General features: G+C 40.4%; 25 protein-coding genes. 9 read left to right on the top strand and 16 right to left on the bottom strand.

What is annotated here, in order from left to right; genetic code table 11:
* The first annotated feature begins 47 nt into the window (after positions 1–47).
* Together B160_RS0119265 and B160_RS0119270 are read left to right on the top strand one after the other, a co-directional pair.
* A complete protein-coding gene (locus tag B160_RS0119265; protein ID WP_018629564.1) occupies positions 48–353 on the top strand; it encodes a type II toxin-antitoxin system HigB family toxin in 306 nt (101 codons plus the stop codon).
* 5 nt (positions 354–358) lie between these two features.
* Positions 359–736: a helix-turn-helix domain-containing protein gene (locus tag B160_RS0119270; protein WP_018629565.1), complete on the top strand. Its 378-nt coding sequence runs from the start codon at positions 359–361 to the stop codon at positions 734–736.
* A 575-nt stretch (positions 737–1,311) separates the two neighbouring features.
* Here the strand turns inward: B160_RS0119270 and B160_RS0119275 are convergent.
* Together B160_RS0119275 and B160_RS0119280 are read right to left on the bottom strand one after the other, a co-directional pair.
* Positions 1,312–2,196 carry an ImmA/IrrE family metallo-endopeptidase gene (locus B160_RS0119275; RefSeq protein WP_018629566.1) on the bottom strand — a complete coding sequence of 295 codons (885 nt, stop codon included), beginning with the start codon at positions 2,194–2,196 and terminating at the stop codon, positions 1,312–1,314.
* Positions 2,189–2,530 carry a helix-turn-helix domain-containing protein gene (locus B160_RS0119280; protein WP_018629567.1) on the bottom strand — a complete coding sequence of 114 codons (342 nt, stop codon included), beginning with the start codon at positions 2,528–2,530 and terminating at the stop codon, positions 2,189–2,191. Before B160_RS0119280 ends, B160_RS0119275 begins: the two co-directional genes overlap by 8 nt.
* Positions 2,531–2,652: 122 nt before the next feature.
* Between B160_RS0119280 and B160_RS0119285 the strand changes: the two genes are divergently transcribed.
* From B160_RS0119285 to B160_RS0119310, 6 genes are all read left to right on the top strand, one after another.
* Positions 2,653–2,883 (top strand): DUF2188 domain-containing protein, encoded by a 231-nt coding sequence (locus B160_RS0119285; protein ID WP_018629568.1) that lies wholly within the window; start codon positions 2,653–2,655, stop codon positions 2,881–2,883.
* A 227-nt stretch (positions 2,884–3,110) separates the two neighbouring features.
* Positions 3,111–3,797, top strand: a complete 687-nt coding sequence (locus B160_RS29715) for a multiubiquitin domain-containing protein (RefSeq protein WP_018629569.1) — start codon at positions 3,111–3,113, stop codon at positions 3,795–3,797.
* 15 nt (positions 3,798–3,812) lie between these two features.
* On the top strand, positions 3,813–4,148 hold the full coding sequence (locus B160_RS0119295) for a hypothetical protein (RefSeq protein WP_018629570.1): 336 nt from the start codon (positions 3,813–3,815) through the stop codon (positions 4,146–4,148).
* A complete protein-coding gene (locus B160_RS0119300; protein ID WP_018629571.1) occupies positions 4,145–5,488 on the top strand; it encodes a HesA/MoeB/ThiF family protein in 1,344 nt (447 codons plus the stop codon). The genes B160_RS0119295 and B160_RS0119300 overlap by 4 nt, the downstream gene beginning before the upstream one ends.
* Before the next feature lie 115 nt (positions 5,489–5,603).
* Positions 5,604–6,593, top strand: a complete 990-nt coding sequence (locus B160_RS0119305) for a hypothetical protein (RefSeq protein ID WP_040680159.1) — start codon at positions 5,604–5,606, stop codon at positions 6,591–6,593.
* Entirely contained in the window at positions 6,586–7,269 is a 684-nt protein-coding gene (locus B160_RS0119310) for a hypothetical protein (RefSeq protein WP_157558141.1), read from the top strand. Before B160_RS0119305 ends, B160_RS0119310 begins: the two co-directional genes overlap by 8 nt.
* A gap of 86 nt (positions 7,270–7,355) precedes the next feature.
* Here the strand turns inward: B160_RS0119310 and B160_RS0119315 are convergent, their stop codons facing one another.
* The 5 genes from B160_RS0119315 to B160_RS0119335 all read right to left on the bottom strand — a co-directional run bounded on the left by B160_RS0119315 (position 7,356) and on the right by B160_RS0119335 (position 13,306).
* Positions 7,356–9,347, bottom strand: a complete 1,992-nt coding sequence (locus B160_RS0119315; RefSeq protein ID WP_026309878.1) for a YWFCY domain-containing protein — start codon at positions 9,345–9,347, stop codon at positions 7,356–7,358.
* A gap of 12 nt (positions 9,348–9,359) precedes the next feature.
* On the bottom strand, positions 9,360–10,625 hold the full coding sequence (locus B160_RS0119320) for a relaxase/mobilization nuclease domain-containing protein (protein WP_018629575.1): 1,266 nt from the start codon (positions 10,623–10,625) through the stop codon (positions 9,360–9,362).
* Positions 10,613–11,002: a plasmid mobilization protein gene (locus B160_RS0119325; RefSeq protein ID WP_018629576.1), complete on the bottom strand. Its 390-nt coding sequence runs from the start codon at positions 11,000–11,002 to the stop codon at positions 10,613–10,615. The genes B160_RS0119320 and B160_RS0119325 overlap by 13 nt, the downstream gene beginning before the upstream one ends.
* 206 nt (positions 11,003–11,208) lie before the next feature.
* Positions 11,209–12,087, bottom strand: coding sequence for a toprim domain-containing protein (locus B160_RS0119330; RefSeq protein WP_018629577.1), 879 nt, complete (start codon positions 12,085–12,087; stop codon positions 11,209–11,211).
* Between the two features lie 124 nt (positions 12,088–12,211).
* Positions 12,212–13,306 carry an endonuclease/exonuclease/phosphatase family protein gene (locus tag B160_RS0119335; protein WP_018629578.1) on the bottom strand — a complete coding sequence of 365 codons (1,095 nt, stop codon included), beginning with the start codon at positions 13,304–13,306 and terminating at the stop codon, positions 12,212–12,214.
* A gap of 137 nt (positions 13,307–13,443) precedes the next feature.
* Between B160_RS0119335 and B160_RS0119340 the strand changes: the two genes are divergently transcribed.
* A complete protein-coding gene (locus B160_RS0119340) occupies positions 13,444–13,743 on the top strand; it encodes a hypothetical protein (protein ID WP_018629579.1) in 300 nt (99 codons plus the stop codon).
* Positions 13,744–13,748: 5 nt separating this feature from the next.
* Here B160_RS0119340 and B160_RS0119345 read toward each other — a convergent pair whose 3' ends face one another.
* The 9 genes from B160_RS0119345 to B160_RS29720 form a co-directional block, all read right to left on the bottom strand.
* Positions 13,749–14,003, bottom strand: coding sequence for a hypothetical protein (locus B160_RS0119345; protein ID WP_018629580.1), 255 nt, complete (start codon positions 14,001–14,003; stop codon positions 13,749–13,751).
* 9 nt (positions 14,004–14,012) lie between these two features.
* Positions 14,013–14,519 (bottom strand): hypothetical protein, encoded by a 507-nt coding sequence (locus B160_RS0119350; protein ID WP_018629581.1) that lies wholly within the window; start codon positions 14,517–14,519, stop codon positions 14,013–14,015.
* Positions 14,520–14,540: 21 nt separating this feature from the next.
* Positions 14,541–14,774 (bottom strand): hypothetical protein, encoded by a 234-nt coding sequence (locus tag B160_RS0119355; protein ID WP_018629582.1) that lies wholly within the window; start codon positions 14,772–14,774, stop codon positions 14,541–14,543.
* A 56-nt stretch (positions 14,775–14,830) separates the two neighbouring features.
* Positions 14,831–15,745: a hypothetical protein gene (locus tag B160_RS0119360; RefSeq protein ID WP_018629583.1), complete on the bottom strand. Its 915-nt coding sequence runs from the start codon at positions 15,743–15,745 to the stop codon at positions 14,831–14,833.
* A 678-nt stretch (positions 15,746–16,423) separates the two neighbouring features.
* Positions 16,424–17,398 carry a heparin lyase I family protein gene (locus B160_RS0119370; protein WP_018629584.1) on the bottom strand — a complete coding sequence of 325 codons (975 nt, stop codon included), beginning with the start codon at positions 17,396–17,398 and terminating at the stop codon, positions 16,424–16,426.
* Positions 17,399–17,488: 90 nt separating this feature from the next.
* Complete coding sequence (locus tag B160_RS0119375; protein WP_169540106.1) at positions 17,489–18,451, bottom strand: heparin lyase I family protein; 963 nt, start codon at positions 18,449–18,451, stop codon at positions 17,489–17,491.
* A gap of 406 nt (positions 18,452–18,857) precedes the next feature.
* On the bottom strand, positions 18,858–20,222 hold the full coding sequence (locus B160_RS0119385; RefSeq protein WP_157558142.1) for a glycoside hydrolase family 28 protein: 1,365 nt from the start codon (positions 20,220–20,222) through the stop codon (positions 18,858–18,860).
* A gap of 166 nt (positions 20,223–20,388) precedes the next feature.
* A complete protein-coding gene (locus B160_RS0119390) occupies positions 20,389–21,903 on the bottom strand; it encodes a RagB/SusD family nutrient uptake outer membrane protein (protein WP_018629588.1) in 1,515 nt (504 codons plus the stop codon).
* A 33-nt stretch (positions 21,904–21,936) separates the two neighbouring features.
* Entirely contained in the window at positions 21,937–25,305 is a 3,369-nt protein-coding gene (locus B160_RS29720; protein ID WP_018629589.1) for a TonB-dependent receptor, read from the bottom strand.
* Between the last annotated feature and the right edge of the window lie 217 nt (positions 25,306–25,522).

Raw genomic sequence — 25,522 nt, forward strand, 5'->3', positions numbered from 1 at the left:
ATATCTGAATTAAGAATTTTTATCTAATTTTATAAACAGATTATATAATGGTAATAATCTCTAAAACAATCATCCGATCATTCGTTCGGAATCACTCGGATATAGAAAATGCCATTGAGAAATGGTACAGCGATACAAAAGCTGCTGATTGGAAAAATTTTAGCGAGGTTAAAACGACGTTTAACACCGCTGATAGTGTAGGAAATGACAGATATGTTTTTGATATAAAAGGGAATCAATACCGGCTGGTTGCCCTGATTATTTTTAAAGTAAGAACGGTGTTTATTCTTTTTATTGGAACTCATAAACAGTATGATAAGATAAAAGCGAATGAAATCACTTTTAAAAAATAGTATGTATGAAATACGAAATTAATTCTAACAAAGCCTATCATGAAACTATGCTGACGATATATAAACTAATGGACAAAGGGGAATCCAATCTCTCTACAGCGGAGCTTAAAAAACTGGCCGCTATGTCTACGGAGGCAGAAAGGTATGAAGACGAAGTGCTTGGACTTCAGCCCAAAAAACAGCCGGAAACAATTGTCGAGGTTGTGGAGCTAAAAATGTTTGAGAATAAGATGACGCAGGCAAAATTGGCTACTGAAATTGGTATTGGGCAATCGAAAGTTTCTGAAATTTTAGCAGGAAAAAGAAAGCCGGACGTTTCTTTTTTAAAAGGTGTATATAAAATATTAAAAATTGATGCTGACTTTTTGTTAGAACATGCATAAATTCCTAAATCCAATTATTGTCAAATTTTCTACAAAATCGGGCGTGTAGATGAATTGGGTTTAGGTTTCCAAAGATCTAAGGCTTGAGTTTCCGGATATGGAAGGTATTTTTGTTACTAATTTGAAAAAAGTCCTCAGCTTGGGGACGAATCGCTGGATACGGTTTGGGTGCAGAAAGACCAATGCTCTCTAAATGACGGGTGCGCATTTTGCATATTGCAAATTTTCAGGTTAATGGAATGCGATATTTTTGTATGCTTAAAGGGCAGTTATAACTTGTACTTTTTGAGTACTTGATGGTCTAAATGATGCTGCACGATGCTCTAAACGATGCTGTAAAAGTATGCTTGAGAGGTTTCCACATGCTTCGTTAAAGTTCGGTGAATCATTCGGAGAAAAGTGCGGAGATAATTCGGAGAAAGTTGGGAGGTCGGTTGGATGAAAAGTTGGGTGATCGGTTATGTAAAAATGGGTGATTTATTTTAGAAAAAGTATCGGCTGACCCAGGTGAACAATATAGTTATGAAACGGTTACTATTAGTGTTGATTGACGATCAACAGTATGAAGAGACAAATTAAACCCCTTGTAAAATGAAAGTTGTTTTGCTTTTTTTCACTTCACCAACTGGATACAGGAAAACAAAAGCATTGTATGAATTATTAAAAAATTGGTAGGTAAATTGAACACTACCGTTTTCTGTTTCCAATATTAATTGTCCGTCTTTTTTAAACTTCCTGCCATTGCAATAATCCTGGACAAAAGGCCAGGAAAATTCCAATTTATGTGGAAAGAGAATCTCTCCGAAATTCTTATTAAAATTTTTTGAGGCAAGATAATTTCTCAAGGTACAAAACGGATTCCTTTCTTTATTAAGATTCTCTAAAATAAGCAGTGCACATTTACTCTTGGAACTATCTATGTAACGTCGCAACGCAGCATGTATTGAAGCTCCAAAATGTTTCGCAAGGTGTATTGCTGCATCAATGCTCAGATTCAATTTGGAAACTTCCTCTATAAATCGATCATGCTGAAAAAGCGTGATGGAAGCGAAATAGTTCGCCTCTGCTTCAAATTCATCATTTTGATCGGGGCTTAATGTTAGATCATTATCTCCGATGATATCATGGGTTTTCCGTTGCCAAGGCAAAACACCATGAGCAGTTTCATGAAGTTTTACAAAGTTTCTTCGGTTAAATCCCTGAGATAAATCTAAATAAATGACTCGGCTTTTAAAAAGAAAAAGGCCCCGCACTTTTGATAGAGCATTTCTCAAAAAATCATTGGCGCGGTCCAAATAAGTCGGATGTATTTGAGATATATCCACGTCTGTTTTTACAAGAAGTTCAGCATATTCCACGATCCGGTCAACAGGCGTTGGAAACACATCAAGACTTTTACTTCCACGCAAAATCTCCAAAGAAATTCGATCGATATCAGTCTGGGCAAGCAGTTTAGTCATCGTTATTGCGCAGAAATTTCAGGTATTTTAAAAGCTGTTCTTCCTCTTCCACCGTCAGCTTTTCTGCAGACAGTGCAGCTGTGTTTAATAATTTGTTTTTTGATTCTTTGCTCTCTTGAATAATTCCAGCTGCTGCTAACAGGCTGTCAAGTTCTACGTTATATAGATTGGCCAGTTTGTACAAAACGTTTGCAGAAGGCTTTTTTATTTTATCGTTTTCTAACTGACTTAAATAAGCATTGGAAATGCCTACTGCTTCTTCAACCTGCCGTAGCGTAAATGGAATCAATTCACGGGCATTCTTTAAAGTTTTCCCGAGTGATTTCATGCTCATTTTTTATTTATAGTGCAAAGGTAAGGGTATTCTAAATATATCAAGCGAATTAAAGTAAAAAATAAATCTACCAAGATTTGCTTGATATATTTAGATTTTTACTACCTTTGAAAAAAAATAGTATGAAAAAGAATCAACATGTAGTAAAATATGGTAATAGCTGGGCTGTGAAAGGAGCTGGTAATGAAAAAGTTACTAAGGTGACTGCGACCCAAAAACAAGCGATTGAAGTGGCTATAAAAATTGCTAAGAACAACCGTTCAGAAGTAGTAATTCATGGCCGCAATGGACAAATTAGGGACAAGGACAGTTATGGAAACGACCCTATTTATTATAGAGACAAAAAATTTTGAGCCGATGAAATAAAAAGCCCAATTAACAGTGGCGCTGCGATTGGGCTTATGGGAACAATAAGTTTGGACGACTTTGGCTGAGGCTCATCACCTCAGGATAGCTCCCTTTTTCTGAGTGGTAAAAGTAAGGATTTTATAGTTACAAAACATCACTCGGATCGCCTGGACCAATTCTCCATTGGTCTTAAAGAAGCCGGAGAATTTTTTAATTATTAAATTTTTTTAAAATGCTTAAAGAGCAGAACAATTTACCAAAGGGCGGTCACCAAGGACGCCTACCACTCACTTTAATTATTGAAGGACGTGAGATTGAATGGACAAAACAGTATATATCTGGTAAAGAAGCCAGGCGTTTAGTTGGGCTTTCAGAGGATGCAGATCTTTACCTCGCCATTGCGGATCCTTGGGACGACGAACCTGTAGGATTGGAAACGGAGGTAGATTTAGCAAGAGAAGGTATTGAATCCTTTTATGTACGGCGTCCTCTTGCTTTAACAATTGAAGGGAAGCAATATCAATGGAAAAAACAGTATATCACCGGCGTTGACATCCGCAAACTCGCTAATTTGGAAGCTGAGGATGAAATATTGTTAATGTTGCAAAGACCTTATGAAGATGAAATCGTCAAGGATAATACTCAGGTAAATCTGGCAAGAGAGGGTATTGAACATTTTCGAGTAAGGAAGAAAGATCATGATATTTCCGTTACTATTAGGATTAATGACAGGCCTTTCTCTGTTAAAAGAGGGCCGGTTAAAGTATCTGAGTTAAAAAAGCTAGCTGGCGTGTCATTAGCAGATGAACTTTCTGAACTAATAAAAGGGAAATTAATACCCCTGGCGGACGATGCAACGGTATTGATTAAAGGTGGGGAAGAATTTTTTAGTTGTAAACGTGAAGGTACTTCTTCTTAAATCTTATCATATATCATGTTTCCGCAAGATCAGATTGAAGAATTGAAGCGGATAGCCCCTAACCTCTGCTTTGCAGAGGAGGGGGGCTATCCTTATATTTTAATTGAACAGCTTCAGCTTCCTGACGGATGTCAACCGGCTATGGTAGATGTTTTGTTGTGCCCTAAACCAAGAGATGGCTATAAATCACGCCTCTTTTTTCCTCAGGTCATTACAGGAATACCTGCTCGTAATTGGAACGGCAATATCAGGGTATTGGAACGCAATTGGTGTGCCATGTCATGGCAAGTTCCTGAAGGTTTGCGTTTGGCTGAAGTATTATTGATACATCTTAAAGCACTTAAGTTATGAGTCTTACAAAGAATAAGCCATATATTATTTTTCGTATTCCCCAGGAATTGCGATCAGAAATGGAGCAAGATTTGCGGCGCCCTCACTCTTACGCCTGTGAGAGAGTAGGTTTTCTCTTCACTAAGTCAAAATGGATAGATCAAAACAAAATACTAATTGTTGCTATTTCATATCAATGCGTAGCGGATGAGCATTACATTGAGGATCCAACGGTTGGAGCGAAAATAGGTTCTGAAGCAATACGATCAGCAATGCAAACGATGTTCGACATGAAAAGCGGTTGCTTTCATGTACATCTGCATGATCATCAGGGAAGGCCTGGCCCCAGTGCGACTGACAAAAAGGGGCTTCCGGGAGTTATTGAAAGCTTCGCTAATATTGCTGGCGGCCAGCCAACGGGGATTCTAATTTTAAGCAAGGACAATTTTTTCACTGCTATTAAGGTAACGAGCAATAAAAGGTTATATCCTGCCAGCTTGGTATCTGTTGTGGGATTCCCGATGCGTTTCTGTTTTAATTCCAGTAGAACAGTGATACAGGATAACGTATTTAAAAGACAATCCTTTCTCGGCCCTAGTGCTCAATGGCTTTTTGAAAATGTTCGTATAGGAATCGTTGGCTACGGAGGAGGAGGTTCACATATAGGTCAACAATTGGCACATATCGGAGTTAGGCATATTGCTATATTTGACGGGGATCATATTGAGGATTCAAACTTGAATCGGTTGATTGGCGGACAGAGGAAGGATATTCTTAAAGGACTTGCCAAAACTTCGATTGCACGGCGCACTATTAAGGCCATACTTCCAACAGCCAAAGTGACAATCATAAATAGCCGATGGCAAGATGCTCCTGATATGCTTCAGCAATGCGATTTAATAATTGGGGGAATAGACACGTATGCAGAAAGGCAGCAATTGGAAGCAGAATGTCGTCGATATTTAATACCATATTTAGATATTGGTATGGACGTGTATCAAAGCGGAGAGGAACCCCCGACGATGTCCGGGCAGGTTATGCTTTCTTTGCCTGGCAAACCTTGCTTTTGGTGTTACGGATTTCTATCAGAGGAAAAATTAGCTAAAGAGGCAGCAAAGTATGGTAAGGTTGGTGGCCGCCCGCAAGTTGTTTGGCCAAATGGCGTTTTGGCATCAACAGCGGTAGGAATTTTAGTCGAACTAATTACCGGCTGGACTCAAAGAAAAGACGCACACATTTACCTGGAGTATGACGGGAATATAGGTCAAATGAAAGACCATGTCCGAATACGTTTTTGTGATAAAACCTGTTCTCATTATCCTTTACAAAACACAGGCCCCGTTCGTTTTAAATCAGTGTAAATCATCTGTCTTAATAAGAAACAGCAAACGTTAAGGGTAAATCCTTATCGATTGCTGTTTTTTGCTTATCTTGGTAGACAGAATAAATATATTTCATCCTATATATGGAAATTGATTGAAAAAGACAAAATCAAAACTGACGAATCAACATCCAATGGGTCAAAGCCGATTAGAAATAAAAATCATTAAAGACAAAACGAGTGCAGATGTCGATATACAGGCAATGTCGCTAGAGGCTGCGCAGGCATTCGTCGTCCTGCTTGAATCTCTTACCAATATTGTTGAGTTAACTCCTGACAATAAAAGTATTAAAATTCAAATCACGTCAGGTTCTGCCGTCATGGCAGCAGAAGGAGAACCGGTCACAAAAGTGCAAAAAGAGTTTGACAGAATTCTTGAGAATAAATCTGCTAACGGAGAATTGGTTGAACAATGGCGGCGAATTCAAAGAGTATTTACTCTAAACGGGTTACAATATGATGCATGTTTTTACGATGGAGAAATTAAGACGCCCATTTATAGTATATTAAGAAACCGACCAAAACTTAGGGTAAAACCCCTCACACACAAAACTTTCAAAACTGATTTAGAATTCATAACCGGCAAATTAATCGCAGTTGGCGGAAAAAACCCTAACATCCATGTAGAAGTAGATGGCAAAGCTCTTTCTCCTATTTCATGCACAGAAATGAATGCGACCAAAGCCAAGGCATATTTATATCAAACCATTCGATTTAGTGCATGGTCAAAAATGACTTCAAAAGGAAAGCAGTTAACACTTTGTGATTCGTACGCTAACGAAGAGAGCTTTGAAGAATTGAAAAGCTTTGTAAAGGATTTCTCTTCCAAGGGGGAAATAGAAGCATTGAAAAAACTACACTACCAAATCCGGAGTTATTTAGACGTACAAGGATATGGAAAATTACATAGGTTTTTACGTTTGTTTACTCATGATGGAACTGACATTAATATTTTAAAAATAATTCTAATTGTCACTCAAACTGTAAGAGATAACGAAAGGATAAAACAGCAGATTCAAACCCTTCATGAATTGTTTAATAAACGGTTTAAACAACTTAATAAAAAAATTGAACAAGGTGAATAATGATCAACTACTAATTGCGTTAAACTCAGAGGGAATCAATTTATCCGACAATACCATTGCTGCGGCAGTAGTTGTTGAAGCCGGCGAGCCATCACATGCTGCATTAATAATAAAACATAATGGCGAAACGCGTATATTTCATTTTTTCGGATCAATTTTATTGGAATCACCAAAGAATGCAATCGAAGAAGGCCAGCTGATTTTCGTAAAAGAACTGAACTTTATACCATCTTTTTTGATTTCCAGTTTTGTGGCTCATTGTGAACTTATACAAAAGGAGGCAAAACCCCAATACGGATTCTTTTACAACCCAAAATCGTTTTATGATGCTGATGGGAAGTTTCAGAACCCAGGATCTTTTCCAGAGTATTTGACATGTGTTGGCTTCTGTTTGACTGTTATCCAATCGTATCTTGTAAACGAAGACTTTCTTTACTATGCTGACTGGGATCATACTTCTTTAGATGTTCATCTTGAGCGAACGGCATACCAGATGCTTGAGATAGCACGTAACTACCCTCAGATTAGTCAAGAGGAGTTGAAAAGTTCAGTTCGGAGAATTCTACCGTTAGAATATTTTTGTGGTGCATATTCTTCGATCAGACCTGTGCGAAAATCTTTTACTGATAGTCTTTCGGAGAAATTAAAAACAGAAATATCGCAGAAAGTAGCTTAAGTTAGTAGAATTATAATAAGAAGTAGAAAATAACAAGATAGTTATTTTTTGGTTTGAGTTAAATTCAATTTGTAAAAACCGAACGATTATCTTCTTTTTACAACTAAATTTTCTCTCTCCGGATCATTCAGCACCTGCTCCATTACCGCATCTATAATATCCTGCGCATCCTGCTTTATCAGTAGATAGTTGTTATAGATGTTGTTCCGGTCAATGCTCCGGACTTTAGGCAGTGGGATAAAATTCTCCTTTTCTTTTTTTATAACCTTATGGTCGTTGATAATCCGGGCATGAAAAGCTTTCAGCTCAATCGGCTGATCGGGGTTATCAGCCACGATACCCACGAACTCCCCGGAAGATAAACTGGAAATGGTGCTGGCCGGAACGGACTGCTCTAAATGCTTTGACCGGGATATGGAGGTATCACTGCTGTTAATGGAAATACTTTCCCGATCCTGGAAAGTTTTAGAGAACCGCTCGCTTAATAATTTAGCGGTTTCACCGCTCACCTGGCCGCTGATGATATTACCGGTAATATTAAAGATTGTTTCCGCTTCCTCACGGGAATAAATAAGTTTCAACTGGCTATAATCCTGCACTGCGATCACAGTTATGATATCATTTGACCTGCCGGTAAAAATTGTTTCCATGACGGTGGAGGCCCTGGCGCTGGCGAACTCATCCAGTACCTGGGCGCAGCGGTATTTTCCGGGTTGATTGATGATTTTATTCAGCCGGTCAATATATAATGACATGATCGGCGCCAGCGCTTCCTTTGCCAAAGGATCATTGCCCAGGCAGAATATTTTGGGATTTTTCGGATCGTTAATAGCCAACGTAAAATCATCGCCGGATAATACATAATAGAACTCCGGGGTTGAGATACGCCCCAGCGGTATCTTCACGCTGGCCATTTGACTGTTCAGGGTTTCCATTTCGCCGTCAATAAAAGCCTGGATAAATGGATTGATCAGGGTGCTGATCTCTGTCTCCGTTTGCAGCACTGTAAAGAGCTTTTCATAAGGCGTATGGATCAGTTCTATGGCATGGGGCAGCGTACAATAAGCACCATCCTCGTATTTACGCAGAAAACCAATAACAGCAGCCAGCAAATTAATTGGTGATTCCACGAAAAATTCGCCTTGCCTGCTGGCCCAGCTACGGTTCATACTTATAAGCAAAGACTTTGCGGATTCAATTGCGGCGGTAAGGTTGCGCAGTGTTGCCGGATGGATGGGGTTACACCGATGCGAAAGTTCAGGATTTGTAAAATTGACGCACCGGAACACTGTATGGGGCGGGTATTTCTTACGATGCTTTAAAAAATGGTTATAAGTGAACGTGGTAAGCTCCGGGAACTTGTGATCGAATACAAACAGAGCCTGGCCGCCTGCAGTCAGTTGTCGAAGCAGGTTTTCAATAACAAAATAGGTCTTGCCCGATCCGGCCGATCCCATCACGAGAATCGACCTTCGTGCGTTCAGAAAATTAATATACGAGCGACGGGTTTTACCCCTGAAAGTATAAGTGGCAGACAGGTTTAATGAGAACTGATCCGTCAGCAGCCGTTCTTCCTGCGGGAAAGATTCACCGGCTTTGTTAAATACTTCCCCGCTCAATTTCTTTTTGATGATCCGGGTAAGCAATGATCCTCCCGTCATTACCAGTATAAAACCCAGCCCGGTAATAAACATATAGCTCACTGCCAGGACTTCCGGGCCAAGCGAGTACCATAATAAAATAAAGTAGCTGGAATAATAAAGTACAAGACCGATCAGAAAATATCCGAATGCAGTCCGGTAGCTCATTTTTTCATCTTTCCGTCCTTTAATGCCCATGAGTGAGATCAATAGAAAAACAAGGGCGATTGACTTGGATTGTAAAAAACCTGACAGCAACCCTGTTTTATGGATATTGTTCAGTATCCGGTCTGATATGTGGGACGTACAACCCCATATCTTAAAGGCCATATAGCAATTATCATAACAATGAATGAGTAGTACAACAATTGCAATAGTACGGGTCATGTCAATGATCTTTCTTAACCCCTGTTCATTCTCGCCTGTTCTGACTGACATAACAAATCTTTTTTAGTGACGTAATTTTTTCTTTCGTTTCTTTTTCAGTTCTTCTCTCAGCATTGGGTTCAAGCTGGCTTCTCTTTCCGGACCCAGGACTTCCTGAAGGGCGGTAATAATAGGTTGCTCCTGCTGTTTGCCTTCTGCAACGGCGTTCTCTTTTTGTGAAGCGGAATGTGTTAAACCCTCCTTTAGTTCCTGCTGTTTTGGTTTTTGTATTGGCTCAGGGCCGAGGCGCTTCAGGAGCTGGTGGGCGCTGTATTGTTTATCAATATCGCTGCCATTAAAAACGCATTTGGTCTGGTGGTCAACGTAGGTCATTCCATATACCACGCCCTTGTCATTCCTGCGAACAACAAGCTGTATCCTTTCTTTTTGAAGCGCTGCTGTTAATTGCGATAAAGAGCAACCCGGTTTTTTGACAAAAGCGAGTTCAATAGCATTTTTTATCCGCAGTTTATGTGGCTGCCGTAAGGTTTTATTTTTCTTAAATCGCTGTTCTAAAAACTGAAGCGTTGGTTTATTATAAAAATCACTGGCTTTAATGGGCACTCCAACCTTTTCTCCCTGTTCATTCAACACCCGGTAAACCAGGCCGCTGTTTTTGTAAAGCCTGGATTCTTTACTGCCCCGGTCGGCCATCATGTTATATTGCTTCAGGACGGCGTTCAGTTCCGGCAGCGATGTGTATTTATATTTTTCCAATACGGCGTCCAGCACATTGGTCATGGCGCGTTTGGTTTCAGAGTGGCCATACTGCACTTTTTGGGCATTGATGGGCTTGATGTTAAGAACCCTTTTAAGCTGTTCGCGCTGGGCAGGGACCAGCTTAAATTCTTTTTCGATTTCCAGTCGTGCTTTCTCTGACTGATTGCGGCCGATATTGTGCAGTTTGATATAGCTGCCATCGTTCTTTACATTCGTGGTCACCAGGTGGATATGCGGGTGCCCGGCATCGTTGTGTTGATACACCAAATAAGGCTGATCGCCAAACCCTATTTTCTGCATATAAGTGTCTGCAATCTGGCAAAGCCTGTCCTTAGTAAGTCTTTCGGATGGGTCAAAATTTAAAGAGATATGGAGCGTGTTTGTTTTGATCTTTGGGTTCAATTCGATTTGCTTTTCAAAGCGGCGGAGCTTGTCGGTAAAACCCAGCTTTTCCATATCCTTTGCAAAGCCGTTTGCATGGATCAGCTCCGCCTTATTTTCTTTCAATTTATTTTCATTATAATGAAGGGCGCGTCTCAGGCTGCCCGATGCTTTTATTACTGCAACCATTGGTCATTAATTTGATTGATTTTTGATTTGATCTCTGAAATTTTTTGAAGCAAAACCTGGTGGGTATTTTCATTCGTCAGCAACCATATTTTTACTTCCGGCACCTCTGAATAAATATGCAGTTTTTTAACCGCCTGGTTATAATTATTGCCTATCGCATTGAGCTCTTTTCTTAGTAGTATCATCTCCGACATAAAGTCATCTAAGGACTGGTTTCGGTGCAGCATTTTTATTGGTTTATCCAGTACTGCATAGCGCAGGAAATCGCTCATCTTTTTAAAGGTGGAGCGCGATAATCTGGAATGGATACGCCGGTATTCATCCGGTGTCAGACGTGCCTGGACGATGCACGTACGGTTGCTTTTTTGGTCATTCATCACTTAAATCATTTTCACATTACTATTAAAAACCAGCTCAAAATAACCGCCAGCGACCTCGGAGCGACCGGCGGCAAGATCCGTTGTCATACAACGGTACATCTTGCCGTCCGCAAGCGTCGCGGTGCGGACCCCGGCCGGCGGCTTTTTCAGTTGTCAGGGCATTACCTCTTGTCTTTTTCTACCCTTAACTGGTCAAAAGGAAGTCAGGGCTTTTGCCTCAACTGCTGCTTTTGATGATTTCCGATATGCATAAGCCAGTCGTTCAGGTCGCCGTAATTTTTATATAACCGGCTTTCATCAATAAATTTTTTATTGTCTAACGCAAGCGCTTTCAGGGTGCAATTTTGTCCGGTCTTATCATTGTCCATATATAAATGCACCTTGTCATGTTCTCGCATTTTGGGCAGGCTTTTTTCAAAAAATGCAGTAGAATTTAAGATCATAAAATTGCTTTCCTGCTGCTCCTGTTTGTAATACATTGTCAGGTAAGAAAGGAAGTTAAATGAGCCTTCAAAAACGGCCAGCTCTTTCGCCCCGTTGTCAATGAATGTAACGTCTTTGGGAGAGCTGCTGCCCTTAAATTTTTCATTACGCAGTTCATAGCCCCCGCTGTCATTTTTAAAGCCCAGGGCGTAATAGGTTCTGTCCCCCAACTGGTACCGTACTTCGCTTAAATATTGTTCTGCAATAGCAAGCGGAATGCGCCGGTAATGCAGGTAACGCACCAGGCTAAGTGAGTTAACCGGGTGGGCAGAAAGTATCTTTATCGTTTTGTTATTTTCCGGCTTGTCTGGCAGCCGCTGATGTGCATTTAGTTTTACAGATGGCCCGGACAATTTTTGTAAAAGGTCGGATATATTGCACTGGTGGTACAGGATACCGAAATCAACCAGGTTGCCGCCTTTGCCTTCGGCAAAATCGTACCACCGGTTCAATTGCCGGTTTATTTTAAAGGAGGGTGTTTTGTCTGCATGTAAAGGGGAATGATACCAGTAACTGTTGCCGGATACTCTTGCCGGTTCATGCCCCAAGCTGGAAAGGTACTGTACCATATCCAGCGCTTTTGCTTCGTCGATATTCATACTACACTGTTTTCAAACTTCACAAATCAACTATCGAAAACAAAGGTATGTATGACAACATCGCGAACCGTTACCCCTTTAAAAACTAAAGAGGTTTAGATAAATGTTGCTTATTCGTGAATGCCTAAGAAGGGTTTCCTTCCTCTTGTGGCGGGCGTTGCCGCGCGTTCAGGTAGTCATCAGTATAATCAATACAAATTTCTACCCACATAGGTAAATGATCAGACATTTGATGCGTGCGCCAATAGGTTTTATAATAGGTGCTTTTATTAGTGCGTGGCGTTCCTGCCGCGGTGGTGTTATAGGCTTCGCCCATATCCTTGATATATTCGGCTTCATCTTCTGCCCGGAACACTACATCATAGTAATCGAATACACCTGCTTTACCGGTAGTATTAAAACGCCCTGGCCTTACTTTAAAAGCGATCTGGTCATAAAACTTATTCTTTAAAGCGTTTGAAGGCAGGTGCTGCAACTCCGGCGGGATAACAAATCCTGCATTGGCAATAGCCCCATAAGTGGAATCAGCAGGATCGTAAATATTGAAGTCGCCTAACAGGATATTGTTATTAGACCATTCTGTCTTGCCATCCGCCCTTTTGGAAAGCGTTTCTGCAATGGTCTGGATTTCTTGTATCCTGTCTGGATTATTAGGCGTGGCGTCTCCGTATAAAATATGGACGGTGGTCAACTGAAAGTTGGTCCAACCAGCGGTAAAGCCACAGGTATAAGGCGTGCGGACGAGCTGCTGCACCGGTTCGTAGATCGTTTGCCCGGTCTCGGGGTCTTTTTTCTGAAAGGGAGGCAGCACCAGCTCCCCGGCCAGCCCGCCGAATTTTACTTTGCGGGTATCAAAAACAAAAGCCAGCCGTTCTTTATTTCCCTGGCTGCCTGCGGTCACATCGGTAATTACATAATGCCAATGGCTACCTAAGATCTGGACAAGTTTTTTGAGTGCCTTTAAATCATCTCTTACTTCCTGTATGGCGATGATATCAAAGTGGGAAACGATCTCGGCGATATAATAAAAAGATTCCAGCAGCCTTTCACCATAAGCAGGAGAATCAAATTCCCGGATATTCCAGGTCGCCAGCAGCAGGTTGCTTTCCAGTTGTTTGGTGGGTACTTCGGCTTTCAGCTTTTGGCGCAGTGCCAGCAGGCGCTGCAACGTGCGCTTTCCTGCGGGCGTACCGGCCTGGATAAATTGATAAAAAGGCATAGCAGCAATTTTATACAAAGGTAGCAATTCGGTTACTCAACCTCTTTACATTCTAAAGGGGTTGTTTGGGTGCAAAACAAAAATGCGAAAGTATTTTTACAGCGTGAACAGGATCAGTGGAAATTAAAAAGTGAACTATGTTAAGTGAAAAAGAATTGTTGTTGTTATTTGAAACATTGTTAAGCACACCCGGTATGAATGATGCTGTAAAAATAGACCTTCGTATCCCGCGTAAAAATGTGCTGCTGCTGGCTAAAGTGATTGAGAACGGGCTGCAAAACAGGCCCGGAGATGCGCTGGATGGATTGATCAGGGCAGCCGGGGCAGATAGCCGGGAGGATTTGCAGCAGATCGGCGTCGAGTTATTGCAAAAGGCCGGGCTTGCCGATATGAACAGCAAGCTGCATATTTTGCAGCCGCCCGCCAAAGAAAAATGAGAAGGCTATTTTATCAGCTTCCATATCCAACGCAGCAGTACCAGGAGTAGTGTCGCTACCCCCATTAGCAGGCTCCCTGCCAGTCTAAACAGGCTGGCGATAAGATACAACAAACCGGAAACAAGCTGCCCGCCATTGTTGCGGGCGGCTTTACCAGGTACAGGATAATAATATCCCCTTGAATCATCATCGCTAAGCTCCCAAAAAGTCATACTGTAAGGTAAAACAGTTGGGCGGTTCCAATGCCATCGCAGTGCCATTTTTCCGGTTTAAAAATTAATTACAAATCCGTCCTGACAATCACTGACTTCTTCAGTTGCCGCTTCATACGTCTCGAACGACTTTACGTTTCCTTCTTCGTCGAGTACAAATTGCGGGTAAGGGAATTTTTCTATCACGTAAAACGTTTCCGTTACTTCAGGTGCGGTTTCATCCTGCTGTAAATGATCTGCTAAAGCCGCGCTACTGTAATCGTCCAGTTCTGTAAGCAGCGCTTTTACTTCTTCAGGATAGTCATCTCCTTTCAGGATGCCGGTAACTTCAATGCCATGCTCGCGTAAATGAATTTCTTTTACGGCTGCATACTGAACATAACCATATTTGCTGTAAAAAGGAAAATCGGGAACGTCATCATAAATGTCTACTGTCCATTCTTCATCTTCATCGCCGGTGGCAGAAAAAAGTATAATACTTTTCTTGTGCATGACTATCCGCCTGATCGTTTGTTGTGCGGCTTCTCTTACTGCATTTAACTGCTCTGTAAATGATTTTTTCATGGTGGTAATAATTTAGAGTGATCAATATTTAAGTTTCTTTAATGCTTCCCTTATTTCCTGGTCTCCGGGTTCGGGGTCATTATATAAAGTGTACAGGTTATCGCTGACGCCGTCAGGCTCAAAAGGCCCGGATACAGGCGATGCGTCGTTATCTATATTGTCATAGTCAACTAAAACATAGCGCAGATCCACATTAGATAACACAGCGGTGAGGTTACCGCCCCTGATCTCGATAATTATTTTGATAGTGTTCATTTTTATAGCATTTAATTTTTAAGAAATAAAGTTTTTAGAATAAGCCGGACTGGTTGTTACCAGTCCAGCCGTTTGGCGATCTCGTTTACTTCGTTCATGGGTATTTTGTGGCATCCCACAGTAAAAAAATCGGGGGTTACTGAGGTTACCTTAAACCCGTCAATGTGGTAATTAAAGTTCATGGCATTTTTTGCAAGCGCTGCTTTGATAAACCGCCAGGTGTCATAACCCTTTTCAATGGAAAGCCGGATGCCTTTGGAAGTTTGAATAATTGTCTGATCTGTGTTAAGGCGCAGGTATGCCAGATTAGCGTCTATACCCGGCGCGCTGTGGTCAAAAGTTTCTATTCTGCCTGCTTTCCATTCTGTAATCTCTTTGTTATATTTTCTCCTGGCGTTGGCGATCCTTTTTCTTTCTTCCCGCTGCTGCTTTCTTTTCTCCTCCTGCTTGAACTGCCGGAGGGCTTCAATGGACGGACTGTTCAGCAGTTGCTGTAAGGTTGGATCCAGGGTTACACCCATTACCTCTGCAAACCTTGTTAACCGGGATAGTGCGGTTTCAGTTTGGGAAAGCAATGACCGGCGACGGGGGTATTTTTCATATTCATTAAGCGCCATTTCTATTTGAGCGATCCAGCAATCAAGGTTCTCTTTTTTGAACAGCTCGCTTGTTACGTCGCCGGTTTGGGGAAGCTCCTCCACATAAACAATGTTCTTGTGTGAAACGGCGGACAGCGTAATATTCTTGTGCAGGGTGGTTGTAAGGCTGCGGGATTGCAGGGTAAAGAATACATTATGCCCATCCAGCACAGCTATTGGGAAATGATAGCCGTAACTGTATATCACAGGGCCTTCAAAATAAAAATTACTGGCGTGCCCTTCATCATATAACTGGTGCGCCCATGCGTGTGCGCAATTCGCCTGGCAGTTGAAATACTTCTTTGTCCTTTGTGATAAATGTTGCTGTTGCATAACCAAAAAGTTTTAAATCGTGAATGATCAGCGGGAAACGCCCCGCTTTTTTCTTTTTGGGCAGCAGCCCTTATTGCTCCGCAGAGGGGAAAACAAGTTTTGTATAAAAAAATACGCTCCGCCACAACACTCTCGCCGGAGGCGGCCAAAGCGGAGGAAGATTTTTTTATAACAAACTTGCCTGACTTGTTTGGACCGGCGCGGTGCAATAGCTTTGAGAACCGTCAGGAAATAACGAGAGTAAACCATTTATAAAAATGGTCGGTTTTTATAAAATAAGCGCCATCAGAGCGCCATAAATATGTCTTGAAAGCAGGAATAAAAATAAGAGCACAAATTACTTTCAATCTGTACCAGCAAAGAAGAATTGTTACAGCGCAGGATATTAAGAAGCTCGATTAGTGTCTTATCAACTTTCCGAAGATATCAAAATGATGTGGAGGAGATTTTATAACCTCATGGCTATTCTGCGTCCTAAACCGTAAGAGGTATATCGTGCTTTTTCTGATTATTGTTAGAAAAATCTTTATACATATAGAAGCCATCTCAAGGTTTTTGAGATGGCTTCTATAATTATTAATGGCAGTATTACTTAGTCGAGATAGGTATTTCCCGATTAACAATATCTGTTTTTTACTGTTGCATTCATCTTAAAGAATATTCCTGAATCATCGATGGCTATTGCCATGGCCGAACTTCGTTGTACGTCCGACCAACCCTTAATTGATCGTATAAGATAACATGGCTCCTGGTGTAACTTGCTTTACGGTAAATACCGAACTTTTCATTAATACCATTTTCGTTGTTTACATTAGTGTAGCCAATCGGCCCTCTGTAAGTATAGAGATGCGTAGAGCTTGGGGCATCGATGTCATGTCGGTATACATCTACTTCTCCGCCGCCATTTATTCCAAATTTCCATCTAACAATGAAATCGATCCACTTGTTTGTTGGCAGGTCGATATATTGAGTGGTGGTATCATCCTGTCGAAACACATATGTTGGGTGCTCCCCACCAGCCTTGTTTACACCATATCTGATGCATAGCCCAAGCCTTGAAGAATATCCTGGCATAAGCATCAGAGCGATGGGAGGACCCTCTGGAGCTGATTGATGCCATTGGTGAAAAGTAAACCATTGATTGAGAATATTAGGCTCTATTGTTTCACTGGTTGAAGGGATATAAACGCTAAATCCTGAGTAGAACGCCGTATCGCTATGTCGGGCGAGATTTCCTCCGCGAACCAGGTGCGACTCTAAACGATCGCTATTGGGTTGGTCATAATTAACTATTGAATCCCTGGCAGGCAGGTTAAATCTAAGCCCGTTACCCCTTCCTGTCCGTCCATAAGTCACTTTTAGCAACGGGCGAACTGAATTGTTTGTTGATGAATTATAGTATAAATAACCACTGCCTCCTTCAACAGTGAGGTTATAAAAGCCGTTGACGCGTATATTATTGTCAGGCATAACTGCATCGCCGCTCAGATCCATTGTAATACTGTTGGGCATAGCTGAAGGTATAACGCTCCGGGGTACTGTAGCCAATAGCGTCCCATCCTCAAATGGAGCATATTCAGCAATTTTAGTACAAGATAATGTAGCAAAAGGGATGAATACAGCAATTATCAGTAGTCTTTCATTATTATCCATATAATCTCTTTATTAAGCAAAAAATTAAATTAATTGCAACAGATCCTGTTGTTACTTAATTCTATTGACCGTTTAAAAGTAGTTTAAGGGCTACCAGGGTTTAACGTCATTAAATGTATCACCAAGCTTTAATTGATCATAAATAACCTTGTGATCACTTGCGTAACCTGCTTTCCTGTAAATACCAAATTTTTCATTTATGCCTGGGCTCGTAACACCGCTATACCCGATTTGACCGGTGTAATCAAAGATGAGTGTAGAATTTGGTGCATCGATTTCATGTTTGTAAATTTTCAATTCTCCATTATTCCCTGAAATATCGAATTTCCACCGTACGACAAAATCTATCCATTTATTTCGAGGCAAGTCAATAAACTTATCGCCACTGGCATCATCCTGCCTGGTAAGATACTGATATGTATGGTTATTTTTGTTCACACCTTTTCTGACCACAACTCCTAATCTTGCATAATAATTGGGTCGTAGTTCAAATGCAATGGGAGGGCTTTCGCTGTTTTGAGCTGTTTGCCACCACTGATGAATTAAAAACCACTGATCGGGCTCGATCACATCTTTGCCGGATGGTATATATATACTAAAGCCCGAATAGTGAGCGGTGTTGCTATAAGTAGGTATGTCGCCATTCTTCAATAAGGTGGTTTCAAGCCTGTCCTTGGTAGTATTATCATAAGTTCCCCCAACTATTCTTTTTGGTACATCGTAGCTAAGCCCATTTCCCGTTCGCCCATACGTGGTTTTAATAACAGAGCGGACAAGCCACTTATTATTTACTGAATCGTATCCGCTGTAACCATTACCATCTTCATGAGTTTCATAATAGATACCTCCCGAGCGAACATTGTTATCTAAAGGCATTACCGCATCATTAGGTTCATCCATAGTAATACCGTTAATTACAGACATCAAAGCCGGGGCTGTTGAGCTATTCAATTTTAAATCAAGCGGGGCTTCATTTTGAGTTTGCAACTCTTGTTGTGCAAGTTTTGTACATGACATAACAAAAACAGCAAAAAGTATAAAGATATATTTCATCTTATTTTGTTTTAGATTAAGAATACTGATATGTGCAGGTGAATTCCTGACCTGTGATATAATCATGTTTTAGAAAAATGTATAACCAGAGATTGGCCGTAGTTTGAGCGGCTCTTTTCGCTTCACTACAAAAATGAGAGGTCCTTGTTTTATTATTCCATCTACAGCTGCCAGAAGCAGTAATTTAATTTGAGCAAGCATGGTTTATTTAAATTTAATCGTTAAAAATAGACGCTAAAAATAGCGAGGAGTAAAGTTTTACACTGTAATGGTTTTCTCAAATGCTATATCTATTTTCTCAAAACCTATCTTGCATTCCAATAATGAATTTTCACATTCCCTCTTTATGCAGAATATCATTTTTCAGTCATGTTTATTTTTATAACAATTTACTTGTCAATTTATATTACTCTGCTTTAAAATGGACTACATTCTCATGAATGCTTTTTTGTTCTGTAACCTTACCAGCGGTTACATCTTTTAAAAATATATTTTTAACCGGGAGCTCTTTTTGTGCCAGAATCCTGGATATGAATTTTACCTCAGATGCTTTGACATGATTCAGGTGAACATCCCGGATAGGCGTCAACCTGCGTTCATAAGTGGGCGCCAGGTCGCGCCACTGATACAGCACGTTGGTTTCAATGCCTAGTATGCCTGAATCAATTTTACCCGCTTTGATATCTGAAGCATAAATGTTTTTGACATACCCGCCCATGCGCTCATTGGTCTTGATAAACAACAGGTGGTTAAGCCTGGCGCCATCCATCACTTTGCAGTTGGTGACGAAAACATTTTCTATACCTCCTGAAAGCTCGCTGCCAATGGCTACCAGCTGGTGCCCGTTTTTTACGATATTGTTTCGTATCACAATGTTTTTCGAGGGCACTTTGAGTCTCCATCCTTCGGGATTTCTTCCTGATTTGATGGCAATAGCATCATCACCCTGGTCAAATACACAATCTTCGATTAATACATTCCGGCTCATCTCGGGATCTACGCCATCATTATTATGCCCGTGCGCATATACCCGTACTTTCCTGATCACTACATTTTTGCAGAGATAAGGGTGTATGGTCCAGAAAGGGCTGTTGGTGATCTGAATACCTTCCAGCAATACATTTTCGCAGCGGTTAAACTGGATGAAATGCGGACGGAGGTGTGCTGTATCATTTACCATTTGCCTGCTTTCGACCGGTGTGCGCTCCCAGGCAAGGTTGTATAAGCGTTTAATACTGGCCATGTGCGCCGGTGGGCGGGAGAACCAGGTTTGCCAGGTATCCATTTTTGCTTTTATCTCCCCTTCGCCACTGATAGCGATATTTTTACACTGGTAGGCATAAATCAGTGGCGAATAGTTATAGCATTCCATTCCTTCCCAAGTGGTAGGAACAGCCGGTAAATAATCGGCCGGATCGTCTGAAAACAATAGTATTGCCCCTTTTTCTAAATATAGGTTTACATTGCTTTTAAAATGAATTTTTTTAGTAAGCCATTCGCCTGCGGGAATCACTACCGTAGCGCCGCCTGCAGCATTTGCTTTGCTGATGGCCAGGGCAATGGCCTCGGAGGTTTTGTCTTTATCTCCCCGTACTGCGCCAAAATCCACGATAGAAAGCTTTTTTGTTTTACTGAAATCGGGCACACTTATAGGAGGCATTGCAAAAGGCGCGGATACTTTTATCTTTTTAACAGGAAAACCGCCTGTAAAAGATACCGACAGGAATGCAATCATTGCTGCAAAAACTATAGGGGTTCTTCCTCTCATCATTGTTATTAATTATTTATCAGAATCACGGCTACTTAACCGCAACTCAAGAGTAGATTGTAACCGATATCTGCACACTGGCTACGTGAGATATACGCTTATCTTTTGCAAAGAAGCATTTAATAATTAATAAAAAAATATTCGATCATTCATTATTTACTACTAACAGCTAATAGCCGGGGTTTTGCTTTAAGTTTGGATTAGAGTTAATTTCAATCTGAGGAAAAGGGTATACAAGCAAATGAGAGGCCGATGGTGCATCCGGATTCGGTTTCAAATGATGTGTATCGCTTAAAAATTTTCCGAAACGAATCAAATCAGTGCGATAATTTGACTCAAAGGAAAATTCACGTGACCGTTCTTCCAAAATATCTTCTAATGTCATATTAAGAAATGGCTTCGGTGTTACAAAATTTCTGGCTCTTACATTATTTACGATTGTTTGAGCTTCGCTGTTGTGTCCAGTTCTATATAAACACTCGGCTTTCATTAATAAAACATCTGCATAGCGCAAAAAAACATAATCGTTACGCGCGTTCGCACCTTGAACCAAAGGATCAGGTTCATATTTATTAATTCTAATACCCGCGTTCGCAGGAGCATTATAAAGATTTGTTATAGGTATTAAATTTAATTGAACCCCTGTCTTGGGATCAAGCAAAGGGCGTCCATCTTTATAATATTGAGGTCCGGCAAGAAAGAAAGTTTTTCTTAAATCTGAATCATCAAACTCGTTATAATGTTCTTCTAAAACAGATGTGCCGCCATACGGAGGGCTCGCCAACCCATAAACCAACTGGTGGAGTGGGTCCAAACTATAAATCATGTCCACATTTCCCTCAACCAATGCATCATTATTACATGCTCCAATAAGCATATTTTCAGTTGAACTCTGATTCTGTATAGTAAAATTTTCAGCAATGCTTTTTGTTAACGAATAAGCGTTGGAGTTAATAACAGCATCACACTGTGTAATACAATCTGCCCATCTTGCTGTGCCTGTATAAACTTCTGCATTGATATATAACTTAGCCAGAACTCCCTGAGCGGTTTCCTTCGTAAAACGTCCATAATAATCAGCATCAACATCTTTTTTGGAAGGCAAAACTTTAATTGCATCTATTAGCTCATTCTCTATGAATGTGAAAACATCTTTTCTTGAAGTATTTTTGGGAGGATTGCTTGGATCAATGCGGGCAACAGTTACCAAAGGTACTGGCCCATACAAATCACATAAAATTAAATAAGAATAGGCACGTATTGCTTTAACCTCGGCAATCACCGGGTCTAACCCCGGAACTGTTTGACTGGCAATCTGCATATTTTCTATTAGCGAATTACAAACGCCAACGGTTTTAAATTCTGCTTGCCAGTTCTGGCGAATAATATCCTCATTGGGAGTCCAGGCATGTAAGGTAAAGGGCTGCCATCCAACCCACCCACCATTCGATCGTACAGGTACAGTTCCGTGATGTGTAGTCATCTCCTGGAGAACCCAGATATATCTCCACCTGTTTGCGTCTCTCATGGAGCGATAAGCCTTTGCTAACCCCGTTTGAATCTCATCATTGGTTTTATAAAAATTGCTGGCACCCAGTCGATCAAATAACGTTTCATCCAGGTTTGTACAAGAGATAGAAAATAAGCTTATACATAACATCACACTATATATATTTTTTTTCATTATTATAATTTGAAGTTTTTAAGTAAATCTCAATTAAAATTGTAATTGTAAGCCTAAGGAAATAATTCTGGGACGTGGGTACACGTTATAATCAACACCTCTCGACACTTCAGGATCATACCCTGTATATTTTGTTACAACAAAAAGATTCTGGCCGGCAATGTAGATATTTGCTTTTTTGATCCAGTTAGCGTTACCTGTTTTAATATTATAGCTAAGCTGAACATTTTCGAGCCTTAAAAAAGAGGCATCTTCGATATATTTACTCGAATAAATATTTGGTGTAGCTCCGAAAACCAACCCATCATCAAGAGCGGGTTTAAGTATGTTCATGGGTAATTTTGTAATAAGACGATTCTCCTGTGCTGTAGCATTGTATAAATCTACACCTTCAACACCTCTTAGAAAGACATCAAGCCTGAATCTGCTATAAGATAAGTTGGTTCCAAATCCATAGAAAAAGTCGGGCTGACTTTTTCCAATCATTACCAGATCTGGAATTTCGTCGTGGTTTTCATCAAGATAAGACTCTTTCCCATTTTCATCAGGCCCAAGATACTTTTTGCCGTAATAAGTTCCGAAAGGCTCTCCAACTCTGATAATTTGGGTAGTTGATCCTCCGTTAGGCTCTCGGTCGGTTGCAATATCTTTGGCAAACCATTTATCGTTGGATAGGGATAATACTTTGTTTCTATTTCTGCTGAAATTCCCATAAATATTCCATTTAAACTTAGCATTATCCAATACCCGTGCATTCAGCGCTAATTCAATTCCTTTATTCTCAATGCTCCCAACATTGGCCACTGTACTATTAACTTCTGATGGTGATGGCAGAGAAAAACTCAACAGCAGATCAGATGTTTTTTTGTAATAAAGATCAACCGTTCCTGTAAACCGATTTTTAAGGAAACCAAAGTCAACTCCAATATTCGATTGTGCGGTACTTTCCCATTTTATATCGGGATTACTGTATTGATCCGCACCTATAGCTGTAATAATTTTATTGCCAAACATATAACGCTGTGTTCCTGCGGACAATGTTGGTATTGATATATAATTGCCAATATCCTGATTCCCTGTTACACCGTAGCTTAAGCGAAGTTTTAAATCTGAAATAGTACTATTGTTCTTTAAAAAATTTTCTTCTATAATCCGCCAGGCAAAAGCCGCAGAAGGGAAATATCCCCATTTATTGTTCGCTCCAAAACGTGAAGATCCGTCCCGGCGTACTGTTACGGTTAATAAATATTTCTGGTTTAAGTTATAATTTGCTCTTCCGAAAAATGAAATCAATGTATTCCCGTATTTACCGGATATAGGTGCGTAAAATACAGTTCCGGCATCCAAATCATTATATGATGTAGCATCGGAAATAAAATTTTGTGATTGTGCGAATAAGTTTCGATAGACAAAATTTTGGAATGAATAACCCAATACACCGGAAATCACCTGATCTTTTCCAATCGCTTTATTGAAATTAAAATTAGTCTCTAACAATTTACTACTGCTATGATTTGTCTGTTGTGTGGCACTTCCGTTATATTGCGCTCCGAGTAAAATAGATTTAGGCATATAAGTTCCCCTAAAAACATTCTCTTCTGTAATTCCTGCATTAACACGAAAGGTTAAATAATCTGTCAGCTTCAAATCTGCAGTAATATTGCCCAGCATCCGTTTGATATCCGTATTATCCTGAATCTGTGTCGCTTCTGCAACCGGGTTGTTTAGGAATATTGAATACTCAGCAAATTTTCCATCCGCATTCCTGACCGGAGAAGTGGGATTAAACCGTAGCGCATCTTTTATGACGCCTGTATATGCATCTGCACCAGAAGTTTCAGGGTTCGGAACATTATCCTGATTTTCAAGTACGTTAGCAAGGTTAAAACTCATTTTTAACCTGTCGTTAAACGTATGATTAATGTTAACTCTGCCTGTTAACTTATTCATGCCCGAACTGATAATAATCCCTTTTTGATTAAAATAGTTAATTGAGGCTCTGTAATTCGTTTGGGAAGTTCCTCCTGTCATAGCAACATCATAAGATTGGGCAGGAGCATTTCTGAATATTTCATCCTGCCAATCGGTGGACGCTCCATAATCAGTCCAGTTCTTTACTTCCGGATGCTCTTCCAAAGCAGACCGGTATTCGTCTGCACTTAACACCGGCAATTTTTTTCGCAAAGATGAAACAGATCCATACACGTCTATATCAATAGTATTTTTCCCTTTTTTACCCTGCTTTGTGGTAATTAAGATTACTCCGTTTGCCCCTCTTGAGCCATAGATTGCTGTTGCAGAAGCGTCTTTTAATATATCAACAGACTCAATATCTGATGGGTTGATCATATTTAGCGGGTTGGAGGCCGACTTTGTCATAACCTGGGCAAAGTTCGGGTTAGCAGCAGATGTAAAGTTGTCTTCTGAAAAAGCTACCGGAACACCATCAATTACATAAAGGGGATTATTTCCTGCAGTAATAGAGGTTCCCCCGCGAATACGTACTACTGCATTAGCACCGGGCTGCCCGCTATTAGGTAAAATATTTACTCCAGCAGCTTTGCCTTGTATGGCTGAAGTTAAAGCGGCATTTACTCCCGTATTCAAATCACCTGATCCTATGGACGAAACAGATCCGGTTAAATCTTTCTTTTTAACAGTGCCATATCCGATAGATATAATTTGTACTTCGTCCAAACGGGACACCTGAGTTGCTAAATAAAAAGCAAAAACATCCGTACCAGATCTGATTATTTTGCTATCATTAATAAAAATTGTCTGCCCTTCTTCAAGGGCCTTTAATTTTGCATAGGAAATTTCTAAAGTGGAATAGCCAATAGCTGAAATGACTAAGATATCGCCTTGATTAATCTCTGATATTGTAAAATGACCAGAAGCATTAGCCGACACACCTTTCATACTGCCTTTAATCTGAATATTGGCGGAAGGCACTGGCGCCCCATCTGCATCCTTTACATCACCAGTAATCGCTGACAACTGCTCCGGCCACAAGTTCATCTTTTTCACTTTCGGAGCCGTTACAGGTGAAACTTTTGCTGAAAGCATTATAGTACGACCCTGAATGGTATATTCCAATTGCTGGTCTTTAAGTACTTCATTCAGGGCCTGCTTTAACGGTGTATTGCTGAGCGACAATGAAACAGGCTTAGAATTATAAAAGATTTCTTTTTTCCCAATTACTACATAACCCGTTTGCCTTTTTATAGAACCAAAAATTTGCCTGAGGGTTATGTTCTTACCAGACAAGCTAACAGTTTGTGCCATGCCTAAAGCCTGTGCCTGAATAAAAAAAACAGCTAATAAAATAGCAGTTAATCGCATTACCGAAATAATCTGTTGCGATTCTCTAAAAACCGGGGATAGCTTAAATTTTTTTTCCATGAACTTGCAAGCAATTTTATTGTTAAAAAATGGGGTTAATTGATTGGTTTAAATCAAGTAAATCTTTACCGTCACTGCACGAACTATGAAAGCTCTTATCAGGACAATTAATCTTTTTTACCTGTACTTATATGAGAAGGTGATCCATCTATATACGAAAGAAAACCGGCAGACAATACTCTTATTTTCATTGTTTCGTTTGCATACAGTCTTTACA

Origin of the sequence: Niabella aurantiaca DSM 17617, assembly GCF_000374125.1 — a bacterium.
In the GTDB taxonomy this organism is placed as follows: Bacteria; Bacteroidota; Bacteroidia; order Chitinophagales; family Chitinophagaceae; genus Niabella; species Niabella aurantiaca.